General features: G+C 32.8%; 9 protein-coding genes and 1 pseudogene. All 10 read right to left on the reverse strand.

The window, feature by feature from the left end; genetic code table 11:
• Window positions 1–9 precede the first annotated feature (9 nt).
• Window positions 10–1203, reverse strand: coding sequence for an AAA family ATPase (locus tag K1X16_RS03975; protein ID WP_225035108.1), 1194 nt, complete (start codon window positions 1201–1203; stop codon window positions 10–12).
• Between the two features lie 616 nt (window positions 1204–1819).
• Window positions 1820–3364: pseudogene (locus K1X16_RS03980) on the reverse strand (type I restriction-modification system subunit M); the annotation flags it as partial.
• Between the two features lie 223 nt (window positions 3365–3587).
• On the reverse strand, window positions 3588–4310 hold the full coding sequence (locus tag K1X16_RS03985) for a hypothetical protein (protein WP_225035109.1): 723 nt from the start codon (window positions 4308–4310) through the stop codon (window positions 3588–3590).
• 32 nt (window positions 4311–4342) lie between these two features.
• A complete protein-coding gene (locus K1X16_RS03990) occupies window positions 4343–4627 on the reverse strand; it encodes a helix-turn-helix domain-containing protein (RefSeq protein ID WP_225035110.1) in 285 nt (94 codons plus the stop codon).
• A gap of 2 nt (window positions 4628–4629) precedes the next feature.
• Window positions 4630–4926: a helix-turn-helix domain-containing protein gene (locus K1X16_RS03995; RefSeq protein WP_225035111.1), complete on the reverse strand. Its 297-nt coding sequence runs from the start codon at window positions 4924–4926 to the stop codon at window positions 4630–4632.
• 89 nt (window positions 4927–5015) lie between these two features.
• Window positions 5016–6257 carry a hypothetical protein gene (locus K1X16_RS04000; RefSeq protein ID WP_225035112.1) on the reverse strand — a complete coding sequence of 414 codons (1242 nt, stop codon included), beginning with the start codon at window positions 6255–6257 and terminating at the stop codon, window positions 5016–5018.
• A 22-nt stretch (window positions 6258–6279) separates the two neighbouring features.
• Entirely contained in the window at window positions 6280–7581 is a 1302-nt protein-coding gene (locus K1X16_RS04005; protein ID WP_225035113.1) for a tyrosine-type recombinase/integrase, read from the reverse strand.
• Window positions 7582–8051: 470 nt separating this feature from the next.
• Window positions 8052–10535 (reverse strand): glycan-binding surface protein, encoded by a 2484-nt coding sequence (locus K1X16_RS04010; protein ID WP_225035114.1) that lies wholly within the window; start codon window positions 10533–10535, stop codon window positions 8052–8054.
• A 49-nt stretch (window positions 10536–10584) separates the two neighbouring features.
• Window positions 10585–11670, reverse strand: coding sequence for a hypothetical protein (locus tag K1X16_RS04015; protein ID WP_195869851.1), 1086 nt, complete (start codon window positions 11668–11670; stop codon window positions 10585–10587).
• Window positions 11671–11687: 17 nt separating this feature from the next.
• Window positions 11688–13262 (reverse strand): RagB/SusD family nutrient uptake outer membrane protein, encoded by a 1575-nt coding sequence (locus K1X16_RS04020; protein WP_225035115.1) that lies wholly within the window; start codon window positions 13260–13262, stop codon window positions 11688–11690.
• Between the last annotated feature and the right edge of the window lie 6 nt (window positions 13263–13268).

Genomic DNA, 13268 nt, shown 5'->3' on the forward strand with positions numbered 1-13268 from the left:
TACTATTTTTTAAGCTTCTTCTATTGCTATTTCTTCTTGTAAAAATTTGGAATTATCTAACAAATATTTAAATAAATAATTAACCATTTCTTTTTCAGGTGGTGTTGGCTCTCTCACTTCTTCACTTGATAACGTACTATGGCTATAAAAATTCATAATACGACTTATATATCCTTCTCTATTATCATTTGGTAATAATTCAGACCATTTACTATAACCTAGAAAGTTAGCTGTTTTTTCATACAAATTACGCAACAACACAAAATGAAATTTTGAAACTTCATTATTGTCTATTGCATTTTTTATTACGTCTCTTAAATACAGATGATATGAAAAGCTTTTGTTAGAATCACCATGTTTAGGGTCTAAATTAAACGTACCATCTTCATTTTTGCTCAACATAAAAGCTCCCTTTTTTCTAGCTAAACCAAGCTCATTATAAAGCACATTATAAAAAAGTGGATTGTGTGTAGAAATTATAAATTTGATACCATTTGATTTTCTAATCAATTCAGCTAAATTAACAGCAAGCTCTATTAAGTGATTTTCATCTAAAGAACTTATTGGGTCGTCAATGAAAATGTATTCTAAATCATCAAATTTATTGTCTGCCCTATCTTCGGGTTCTGGTATATTTAAAAGCTCAACAATCTGTTGTATTAAACTATAATATACACACCATATAAAATTACTTTCTTCTCCTTTTGATATTTTAATATTATTCTCACTTCGGTCGTCACCACTTGTAACAGAAAATGTTACTTCAGAATATGCTTTTACAACAATATTTTTACCATCTTTATCTTGTGTTGTATATTCTTCATTGAATAGCGGTGTTATAGAATCTGTTGTAAAGTGTTGAAAGTTTTTTACGATATTATCATCTAAACCTTGGTCTTTTAAAAAACCTAACGCTAAATCTGTAAAATTGTTGGGTCTAATTAACAACTTACGATTGGTATCAGCATCTAAATCATTATCCCAATAAAATAAATCTTCTGTAAATGCATTGTAATACATTACTTTGATACCTGATGCTTCTTGCTTTTCTTCCTGTTCTTCGACAGAAACTTTTGGGTCTACTAACAACCTAAATTTACGTGATAAGCGTGTTTTCCCTACACCATTAAAGGCGTAGATTAACTGCACTTTTTTTTGGCTATCTTTAAGTGCTTGTGCTATTTCTGTTAATAACTGACTCATATGCTTATTCTTCTACAGTGTCTTTAGGGAAAGTCAGCAGTTTTTTTCTATAATATTTATATTGTATTTGTCGTGCTGAAAGCTCTGCTGAAAGCTCTGCTGAAAGCTCTGTAAATTTATTTAAGGCGTCAACTATTTCATTTTGAATATTTAATGAGTTTTCTGATTTATTTGGGCAAGGTATTGGTATTTTTTTTTCGCAATATTTACTAATCCACTGTCTTTTATGGTCACCTTCTACTAAACCACTTGGTAGCGTGTTGAGCCAAAAGTAAATATACCTTAAAGAGGTTTTCGTATCATCTTTAGAAGTTATCATTTTCATTGCCGATGATTTCACTTTAAAATCAAAATCAACCCATTTATTAGCAGTAGTAAAGTCATCAAATATAATTACTGGATTTTTTGAACCTTTGTAAATACCATTAGTTTCATCTGTGTACCCAAGAATAAAAGTTTTACCTGCTGTTAAAACTGGGGTCTTATATTTATCACTATAATCAGTTGAACTAACTCTATAATTACCAGGTTGCTCGTAATTCGTAACATCTCCAAGTGGCATCCATTCAAAATCAACACCATCAACTAATTTTTCTATAAAATTCTCACTATTATTGGAATCAATATCTTTAACTAATATCTCAATATTTTCACGAAGCCTATTTATATTTTTCACAGTATCTGAAACCTTTTCATTCAGCTCATTAATATCAATGTCTTTTTCCGTTTTCTTTGGTTTAACATAAGAATTTACAGAAAGATTGTAATTCTTTTCGGCTATTTTAGTATTGTCTATAGTTGTAGTAACATGTGCAACTTCTGCTTTGCTATCAAACAGTTGCATAATTTTTTCAATATGGTTGTCATATAACACATTATTGTTGGTTTCTTTTTTAAAGAAATTTTCACCGGTAGCATCTATAAACTGTGTTTTTGTATCTGTCTTACTTTTAGAAAGCACTAAAATATTTACCGCTATGGTAGTACCGTAAAATAAATTAGGTGCTAGTGCAATAACAGTTTCTACATAGTTGTTATCTACCAAGTACTTTCTTATTTTTTGTTCTGCACCACCACGGTAAAAAATACCAGGGAAACATACCAATGCAGCTCTACCTTTACTTGATAAATAGCTTAATGAATGTAGTACAAACGCAAAATCTGCCTTCGATTTTGGTGCTAATACTCCTGCAGGTGCAAAACGGTCGTCGTTAATAAGCGTAGGGTCGTCACTACCCTTCCATTTTATAGAATATGGCGGATTAGATACAATGGCATCAAATGGTTTGTCGTCTCCTAATTGTGGATTCATTAAGGTGTTACCCAACACGATATGAAACTTGTCGTAATTTACGTTATGTAAAAACATGTTCATACGTGCCAAGTTGTAGGTAGTATGGTTTATTTCTTGACCAAAGAAACCTTCTTCTATTATATGATTGTCGAAATGTTTTTTAGCTTGTAAGAGCAATGAACCAGAACCCACAGCAGGGTCGTATATTTTGTTGATTTTATCTTGCTTATGCATTGCCAATTGTGCAATGAGTTGCGATACGTTTGTTGGTGTAAAAAATTCACCTCCAGACTTACCTGCATTGGCTGCATATTTGTGAATGAGAAACTCGTAAGCATCGCCAAATAAATCAATTTTATTGTCTTGAAAATTACCCAAATTTAATCCTGCAACACCTTTTAACACGTCTGCTAATCGGCTGTTTTTATTTGTAACGGTATTACCTAATCGGTTGCTTGTAGTATCAAAATCAGCAAATAAGCCTTTTATATCCTCTTCTGATGGATAACCATTTGCAGAACTTTCTATTGCTGTAAATATTGCAGCTAAATCTGTATTTAGATTATCGTTATCATCTGCATTTTTAACTATGTTTACAAATAACTGACTTGGATAAATAAAATAGCCTTTGGTTTTAATGGCATCTTCTTTTATTTCAGGTGTTATTACTGTATCTGGTAAACTTGCATAGTCAATACTATCGTCACCTGCTTCAATGTAATCCGTAAAATTTTCACTTATAAAACGATAGAATAATGTCCCTAATACGAAGTGTTTAAAGTCCCAACCATCAACAGAGCCACGTACTTCGTTAGCTATTTTCCATATTTGATTTTGTAATTGTGTTCTTTGGTCTATGCTTGTCATTTATTGATTTTATATTGTTTTGTTCCAATGTATGGAACTTGATTTAAATTTTATGGTAATTATATTCTAATCGTTAAAAATATAAATATAAATTGGTTTAACATTGAGGAAACTCTCATTACCCAATTATCTTTTATTTAAAACACTATAGGCATGTCGCTATCGTTGTTTGTTTTATATTTCTTATTGATATAGTAATGCTATTGTTGTATTATATACCTACTTATAATGTTTCTATTTTTTTCCTTCTTTTAAAGTATAATTCGGTGTAAATCTTATCAATTTGCTGAATATAGTAGCTTCCATTTAAAAACACTATATTTTGACTTTCATCTCTATATTCGTTTCCTTTTTTAGCTGCATATACTTGATTTTTTTGAAGTTTTAGATATTGTTTTTTCACTTCAATTAAACCCCATCTTTCAGCTGCTTGTTTTAGCCTGACCGCTTTATTAATTGTGATTCCGAAAAATTCCTTGATACTTAACACAGATACTTCTGCATATTTTTTTGTATCACAGGAAAACGTAATAGTCTCATCGGCGCTCCTACTTTTTAGCACGTTGCTACTACGTTTAAAATGTTTCCTGCAATATGTTTTGTATGGCTGTGTGTATATAATTGCACCTAATGTTGCCCTAATATGTGTTACATCCTTATACGTAAAAGGATATGCTCTACGTGATACCCAATTGTATTTTTGCCTTATTTTTTCTAAAGACATCAATCTATAGAACTGATAATCTTCATCGTAATGTAACCACTCTAACTTTTCAAGCCTACTGAAATTAGACTTTACCGTTTTGGTTGTTTTACATAGCGTTAAACTTGCACAATCAATGTTGTAATTATCCCAATGAATCTTTCCTGAAGGGTAGCTTAATTTTAAATAAACATACAACCTAAAAGGGTTTTCTGAATTATTTTGCACTACCCAATTACACATTTGTAATGGAATATTAACTTTTGAAATATTTACTATTTTTTTTTACTCGGATTGTAATTAGCATCTATTACTTCGTGCATATCAGATAACTTATAAAATACTTTATTTTTTATTTTTAAGTATGGCAGGATACCTTCATTACGCCATGTACTTGCAGTTTTAGTAGTAATCTTAAATAATTGCAATATATCTGCATTATCTAAAATTGTATATTCTGGTGACTGTATATTATTAATTTTTTGTTGTTTAATTAAATACTCTAAACGTTCATTTATCTTTTTAAGACTGTCGTTTATTGGGTGTTTGAATTCTGCCATAATTAGTTATTGTTAGAGTTAATACTAATTAATGCCTGGTCTAATTCGGTACGTTTATACCTGATTAAGTTTCCTAATCTATAGGGTTTTAGAATTCCTTTTTTATTCCAATCTGATAAGGTTACTAATGAAACTTTTAAAATTTTGGCAGCTTCTTTTCTGGTGATATATTCAGCTGGTTTTACAGGTTGAAAATGCTCTACTAAAGCTTTTAATTCTGTTCTGACATCGTTTAGGATGTTCTCTTTTAGTTCGTTTGGTGAGATACCAAATACATGTGTTACTTTACTTTGTTCCATCGTTATGGGTTTTATTGTTTGATGGGATAAAAGTATATAGCACTTAACTGTTTCTTACTATTGGTGTAACTCCAACAAGTACTCCAACACTATGAAAGATTGTCTAATTCTCGCTCTATTTTATCAATATCCTTTTGGTAATTTTCGCCTAGTTCGCTTGGTTTTTTGTCTAATTTCTGAATTGCTGTTTTAATGTTCTTGTCATTTAAACCTGTGATAATACTTATTAATTCTGATTGCTTTACTTTGGATGCGTTTTCAATTATTGGATGATTAAAAAAACCTGTTTCCTGAAGTAATAATACAATTTGATTTACAGTTAATTGTTTTAAATTTTCCTTTTTCAATTTAAGATTTGCTTCTTTTTGTTTTCCTGACTTGGTTTCAACAAACTCTATTATTTTTTTAACCTCTAACATACTGGCGTAACAATAGAAATCGATTTGTATACATAGCAGTTTATGTTGTTCTTGATGCGTTGTATAATGCATTCCTTGATAATAGGTTTCTAATGCATCATTTAGTTCTTTATTTTTAAAGTTTGGAAAATCATTTATATCAACATCATACTCTTGAATATATTTATCTATAAAATCGTTTGAAATGCTAGCGAAAGGCGTTTTAGTCACTTTATCTAATACATAACTTAAGTAATCCTCCTTTTTATCCTTATCTAGAATTAATAGGTTTTCTGTAATTTCAGATTCTAAATAAGGTGTGTAATGTGTAAGCCCACAATCATATAATTGCATAAATGATGTTTCCCTAACAGCTCTTTCATCACTTATTTCTTTGCAAAAGACTGTTAAATATTCATCTTTGAAGGGTTTGTTATTTACAATTGGTATTTGTGCAGGTTCTTGAGGCTTGGCTTTTGGCATTTTAGACTTTAAAAATTCTATGAGCTGATTTGCATATTTACAACAGAAATAATTTAAGAAGTCTGTTTGTAAGAGTAAAGCTTTATCTTTTTCTGCTGAAAAAGGTTCCATATCGTTATAATGCCTATCCAATACTGCAAAAATTGGTTCTTTATGGTCTTCATCTTCTAAAATCGCATCTATGGAAATACTATATTCTTTAAGCCAACTATTTATGTAATTAATACCAGCATCTTTTACATAGTCCTGCTTCTCAATTTCATTCACTAGAAAATCTAAATAAACATCTTGATTTTCAGTTCTGTTCATTAATTCTTTTAAGACCTGAGACTTTATATCTAATATTAAAGTTTGAAATTTTTTAGCAACACCAAAAGCTGTAGAGGTTCTTAAAATATCTTCATCGCTTAGTAACTCACAAAATTTATCAAAAGAATAAGTATCTTCCATTTATACTAATTTTTAAATATGATTAAACGTTAAAAAAACCTCCTTTGACAATATGTGATGCTCTTTCTTGATTTTTGATTCTAATATACTTATAAAATTCTTTTTCAGTTGTATGGCCTGAAAATAGCATTATATCAAACACACTCATTCCTGCTTTATATTTGTTGGTGCAGAAACTTCTTCTTGCCGTATGCGATTTGATTAAGTCGTATTTTGGAATCATTTCTATATTAAGCTTACCGCCTTTGGTGTACTCACACTTGATTAACTCATCCCATTCTAACATTTGACCAACTTGTTTGATGTTTTCGTTTAAATCTTGCTCGTGTATTTTTTTAGGTGGTTTTCCGTTATACCTCGCATTCATTATAGATTTCATTTCTTTGGTAATAGGACAATGCACAACTCTACCGTATTTACGGTTTTTCTTTTGTTTGATTTCAAAGAATTGCACGCCATCAATTGTAATAATATCTTCTTCTTTTAATCCGTTATAGTCACTTATACGCTGACCTGTATAGCATCCCATCAAAAAGACATCTCTCGCATGTTCTAACTCTGGATATTTCGATAATTCCTTTTCAAACATTTGTTGTATTTCATCATCAGTTAAGTAGATTTCGGTTGTAATTTCTTTCTTAACTTTAAAATCATTACTCTTAAATTTTTGATTGGCAGAATAACCTTCAGAAACTGCATAATTTAAAAACGTTTTTAAAGTTTTTATATGCTTTCCGATAGTATTTAACGAGTAGTTATTAGCTTCCATAAACTTAACAAACTTGTTATAAAAGTTCATATCAATAGCTTGAAATATCAACCTTGTATTATAATGCTTCTCATACTCTTGTAGTCGTTTTTGTGTCTGCTTATATGAGCGTAGCGTAATATTTGAAATTTGACCATCTTTTAAATCAATAAATTGCTGAATAACCTCGAAGAATGTTAGGTTTTTATTAAATTCAATGTTAGGGGTTATCTTTTTAGTAAACACGTCTAAATGATACTTTAAGACATCTTTAGAGACTTCTCCTTGCTCTTTAGTTAGCTCTGAATACTTTTTGTTGATAAACTTTTCTAAACCGCTTAAATAGTCGTTTACTTCGTCTTTGTTTGAGATAGATGCTTTGTTTTTAACCCTTTGTTTTTTAAAATCCCAATCGTCATAACAACTTTTATATCCGGTTGAGTATCTAAAACGAGTAGTACCATAAGCAAAGTTTAAAATAATTAAACTCTGCTTTTGTTTTGAATTTTGTAATTTTGAATTCGATTCCCTAAATGCGAAACGAGCTGTACCTTTAGAACGTGAAATAGCAGTCATAACGTTGATTTGTTTGACTTAAAGATACAAAATTGTGTGCTATTTTGTGTGCTTTTTAAGGTTTATTTGTTTAAGACCTACTTAATAAATACAGAATACAAAACACATAAAAACCCTTATTTAATAGGTGTTTCAAAAGGTTTTAATAAGATTTACAATGTTTAAGAAAGGTTTAAGTTGGTGCTGGAGGCACCACCTTAAAACCCTCGTTAACTCTATGTTTTCGAGGGTTTTTTAATTTACAGCTTTTTATTTACGGCGTTAATTAACGCTAGTTCACTAGCATTCACAGCATATTCTAACATCATGTGTAATTACACATCCTTCAACGAATTTACTTTTTTTCACATCAACGTTTAGGAAAAATATAGAAGATTATAATCAATTTTAATTATTTTGAAGTTGATAGAAAAGGGAAATCCCTGTAAAAAATATAATTACAGGGATTTCGACTCGCTACAAATCAATTGTTATAAAGCTTCAAAACGCACATTATCTATTGCAAAATTTAATAATACATCTGCTCCTTCAAATGCCATCCCAAATTCTGCGTCCACGAGACTAAAATCTGGAACTCCTAATACGGAACACGGTATAGATACGGTGGTCCAGCCTTCAGAATCAAAGGCTTCACCTGTATCGTTCCATGGTGCCCAATCATAAAAAGCATCGACACCATCTGAATCATTAAATCTAATTCTAAACATGCCTGCCGTTAGTGGTTCTATGGTATTAATATCAAATTTTAATACATAACCAGATAAATTTGACCCAACCGTAGATGCTCCATGAAAAGTACTGGCATCATTTCTCCAGAATAAATCTTGCCATCCTTCACCTCCTGTTTGGAAGTTTGCTCTACCATAAGCACTACCATCTAAACTTAGTGAAACATCGTTTTCCGCCACAGCATTTCCCCACCATGGTCCGTTCGCATCCCAATCAAAGAACACTAATGAAGTATCATCTATAGGATCTGGCCCTCCACATCCTGATGTATCAAATCGTACATTATCTATTGCAAAGTTTAAGAGCACATCTGCTCCTTCGAATGCCATTCCGAACTCCGCATCAACTAAACTAAAATCTGGAACTCCTAAAACAGATAACGGAATTTCAACAGTTTCCCATCCATCAGTCGTAAAAGGCTCTCCGGTATCATTCCAAGGTGCCCAATCGTAAAACGCATCTACTCCATCTGCATCATTGAATCTAATTCTAAAAGCACCATCAGTTAATGGTTCAATGACATTTATATCGAATTTTAATGAGAAATTACTCAAGTTACTACCCACAGCTGAAGCACCATTAAACGTTCCCGCATCATTTCTCCAAAATAAATCTTGCCAACCTACACCTCCAGTTTGGAAATTTGCTCTACCATATGAACTACCATCAATACTTAAGGCTGCCGTATTTTCTGCGGTAACATTTCCCCACCAAGGCCCATTGGCATCCCAATCGAAGAATACCATTGAAGGATCTCCTACAGGACATAATCCTCCAGCGCCTGTTTCAATTCCAAGAGCACTTAATAATCCTTCTGGGATTAAAACGCGGTTAATTTCATGAATAACTCCGTTATTGGCACCAATGTTTCCAGTGGTAATAGTAGATGGTATGGCGTCACCAAAAGAAGGTAATAATCGCGCATCGTCTCCTGATAAGTCTGCAGTAATATCGTCACCATATAGTGTTGAGATCGCACCTCCATCTGTTAACTGGCTAGCCATTAAACTTCCTGTATGAAGGTGATAATTTATTAAATCGGTTAATACAGCTAATTCTTCAGGTGTATCAAAATCATCTAAAGTTTCAAAATTATTTATAGCTGCAAAAAGCCCAATAAATGCGTCGTTGTTTGGCACAAAAGCAGTTAACTCATCCGTTGATAAGCTATTTGTTAAACTCACCTTTTCTACAGCGTCTAAAAATGTTGTAAAACCTCTATCATTACATCTTTCAACAATGTTAAGGGTTGCACTTAAAATACTTTGAAAAACGTCTTCTGGTAGTAATACTTTATCTACACCATGCACAACACCATTAATCCCCTGAATATCCGTTAAAACAATATTTGCATTATTATAAGACGTATCATCTATAACAGTTCCACTAATAGCAAATGAATCGCCTTGCATTGATGTTTGTGTTGAGCCATCAGCATCAGCTGCAAGTATATTTGCTCCTGTTACCACATGATACTGTAAGATTTGTTGTAAAACCTCCTCCGGAACATCAGATAAGCTTGTCCAACCAAACGCTCCATTTACCTGAGCCATTAACGCTTCAAATGCAGCATTGTTTGGAGCAAACAACGTATATGGATAATTTTCGTTTGCTGTGTTTGATATAGATAACATCTCCCCTAATCCAGCTAACTCAATTGCACTGGCAAAACTAGAGTAATCCGGATTTGCGACAACATGGTCTAATACAGTTGGGGGCGTTAAAACAGCATCTACGGTATGAAGAATGCCATTTGTTGCTCCTATATCAAAAGAATTATCGACCAATGAAGCCATACCATTAAATACTATTTCATCTTCCGTATTTGTATAAAAACTAATATTATTCCCATCTGGACCAGTTGCCAAAGTCTTTAAATAACCTGTTTCCATCGCTCCTGTAAAATCAGCAGTAACCGTACTTAATACATGGTTTAATAAAACATTTTCTAATGCCTCTCCTGTTAATGAGCTTATGTCTGAATTACCAAATGCCGAATTATTTGGCGCAAAAACCGTATAGGTTGTTGTACTGCTTAACGTAGAGTCTAAGCGCACATCTGCCAAAGCATCAGAAAGTATAGATAAATTAGGACTCTCCGATATAATTTCGGTTATGTTTTTTGGGCTGCTTGATGATTGAAACATATCATCATCATCCTTACACGAAAAAAAGCATGTAAATCCAAAAAGCAAAGTGATATATAAAATTTTAGATACTTTCATTATAAATATTTTAGATAATTAGTTTAAAATTTCTTCTGGTCGACTTCTATTATAGGAAACCAAAATCATCTATATAGAAAATGTATTGTGCTAATCCCGTATTCGAAGATTCTTGAAAATCCATTCTAAATATTGTATCTGGCGCACCACCATTAGGGTAAAAATCTGACAACGGAATAACCACTTTATTCCATTCTCCTGGTATTAGATCTATAGGTTGTACTGTTTGGGCTCCATCAAAATCATTTAAAGCAATTTGTACTTTATCTCCCGCTGAACCTGTTCCATAAACAGAAACCGTTAAGGCATCATATTCATCAAAAGGAATATTTGGTGCTAAGAACGTAAGGCCAGACCATGCTTCTCTGACACTTTTTATTGAAAATTCACCTAATGCAACTTCGGTAGAAGCCAAATCATGAGTTCCACCCCATTCACTGGTTGACCAATCAGCATGTAAAGCATCAATAAAAATAGAATAACTAAATCCATAAGAATCCGATTGTGCCACAGCACCTCTGCTCGTCGCTAAATAAATAAACGCTTGTTCTACTCCTGATGGTACTTCTACAACAACTTCTGTTTGAGAAATAGATAAAATTGTTGCAGGTGCCTCTACTAGATTACCGTTTTCTTCAGATCCTGAAACGAAAGTAACCGAAGCTGTATCTGTAAAATCACCTCCTTGAAGAGTAACTGTTTTTACTCCATCTACCGTTTCTTCAGTAAATCCATCAATTGATAGTAATGAAAAATCATACTCGGTTGCACCTTTCAAATTTTCTAATCGCAGAATATTTTCTTGATCGATATATGGCGCATCTTCTGGCACTTCCACAAACGCTATATTATCCGTTAAAAGTGCCGGATTAAAGCCTGCAGGAAAACCATTAAAGTCAATTGATATTAATGACGCTAAATTCTCACCTCTTATAATGTAAGTTCCTTCCAATACTCCCTGTGTTACAGGCACATCTTCCCTCGCCTCACTTACACTATGAATAACTGGCGGTGCTGTTGCTTCTGGAATTGAATCCTTGTGGAATTCATTTTCGCAAGACGTTAACTGAATTAAGGCTAACAGCATTAAAAAGAAAGCAGATATGTTGTTCAATGTGACACTATTTTTTTTCATAATCTTCTTTTTTATTTTTATTCTCCAAAATTATAAGGCACTGGTGGTTGTTGAAGTGCTGGGTTATTTTGAATTTCGTTTGTAGGATATGGGAAAAGCATATCATCCATTGTAGGACTATACATCTCAGAGTTCACAGTAGGAGGAGTTGTATCATTGTTAAACGTTCCTCGTTCTGTAGTGCTTAAATAGCTCATAGCAAAAGAAGGTCCTCGTCTTACAACATCGTACCAAAATTCAAATTCAAAAGCCAACTCAATTCGTCTTTCTTGAAAAACGTCATCAACAGTAGGATTATCAATATTTTCTAAACCGGCACGTCTTCGAACTTTATTAAGAGATTCTGCTCCAAAAGAACTTGAGCCTCCACCCATAAGTGCTGCTTCTGCATTTATTAATAACAATTCACCATACCTAAGAATATACGTGTTATTTGGATAGCTCTGTTGAGCTCCACCACCATTAGTCGCTGCATTACCAACTACATATTTTTTTATTCCAGCATTTGTGCCTTGATGATTTATGTTCTCAGAAACCGCATAACCTCCGTTTAAGTCTCCGTAATACGAACCAGGATCCATTATTGTGGCATAATACCGAACGTCTTGCTCTGTATCTTCATAAGCATCTTGCAAATCTAACGACGGTCCTACAGCAGACCATCCGTCTGAAAACCCAGTAACACCAGCTGGTGCAAAAAGAGATTGTATACCATTACCTTCTGCATATTGACCAGATGTTGACCATTGCAGAGCAAAAATTGATTCTGGATTATTATCATTAGCAGTTAAAAACAAATCGTAATAACTACCTGAAGGATCACCATCTCCTGCATCGCCTCCATACAGTTTAAACTCCCCTGAATTAATTACTTCTTGAGATAATTGAAATGCTTCTGTATAATTTTGTTCATACAAATGAATCTTAGCTAACATTGCCTTTGCCGAACCACTAGACACTTTTGCATTTAAATCGTAACTACCACCTCTAATTTTTTGATAACAGTGATCTATTGCGAATTGATAATCTCTTTTGATAAATTCATAGACATCAGATTCTGGGTTTCTAGGGACAACCGGTTCTAATATATATTCGTCATTATCTGCAATAATAGGAATAGAGCCAAAAATACGTACAAGATAAAAATAGGCTGTTCCACGAATAAAACGCGCTTCTCCAATGGCATTATTAACGACATCTTGTGAAACATCTGGACTCACAAATTCTGGCAACGTATTAATAACTGAGTTTGCTTGCGCCACTACAGCATATAAAGATTCCCAAGCCTGTGTTAATGTTCCGTGTTCTCCGGTAATAGCAAAATTTGTAAAATCAGCATTTCTAGGGTCCCAAGTACGTCCATTACCAGAACTTAACTCACCAATACACCAAGACACATTAGAGATGAAATTAAACCAAGGTTTAGAATATAAGTGATTTGTTCCTGAATTAACCTGTTCTTCCGTTTGATAAAAGTCTACTACGTTATACGAATCTTCTGGTGGTCTATCCAAAAATTCTGCAGTACATGATGGCAGGAGAAACAACACTGCCAAAGTCAGTAAAAACTTAGTTCGTAATAAATTATTCATTTTATC

The sequence above is a fragment of the Winogradskyella sp. SM1960 genome (assembly GCF_020179375.1).
Taxonomy (GTDB): Bacteria; Bacteroidota; Bacteroidia; order Flavobacteriales; family Flavobacteriaceae; genus Winogradskyella; species Winogradskyella marina.

Bases quoted from the DNA above. Each gene is read 5' to 3' on its own strand.
- K1X16_RS03975 (WP_225035108.1), bottom strand. From the start codon at position 1,203: ATGAGTCAGTTATTAACAGAAATAGCACAAGCACTTAAAGATAGCCAA.
- K1X16_RS03985 (WP_225035109.1), bottom strand. From the start codon at position 4,310: ATGTGTAATTGGGTAGTGCAAAATAATTCAGAAAACCCTTTTAGGTTG.
- K1X16_RS03990 (WP_225035110.1), bottom strand. From the start codon at position 4,627: ATGGCAGAATTCAAACACCCAATAAACGACAGTCTTAAAAAGATAAAT.
- K1X16_RS03995 (WP_225035111.1), bottom strand. From the start codon at position 4,926: ATGGAACAAAGTAAAGTAACACATGTATTTGGTATCTCACCAAACGAA.
- K1X16_RS04000 (WP_225035112.1), bottom strand. From the start codon at position 6,257: ATGGAAGATACTTATTCTTTTGATAAATTTTGTGAGTTACTAAGCGAT.
- K1X16_RS04005 (WP_225035113.1), bottom strand. From the start codon at position 7,581: ATGACTGCTATTTCACGTTCTAAAGGTACAGCTCGTTTCGCATTTAGG.
- K1X16_RS04010 (WP_225035114.1), bottom strand. From the start codon at position 10,535: ATGAAAGTATCTAAAATTTTATATATCACTTTGCTTTTTGGATTTACA.
- K1X16_RS04015 (WP_195869851.1), bottom strand. From the start codon at position 11,670: ATGAAAAAAAATAGTGTCACATTGAACAACATATCTGCTTTCTTTTTA.
- K1X16_RS04020 (WP_225035115.1), bottom strand. From the start codon at position 13,262: ATGAATAATTTATTACGAACTAAGTTTTTACTGACTTTGGCAGTGTTG.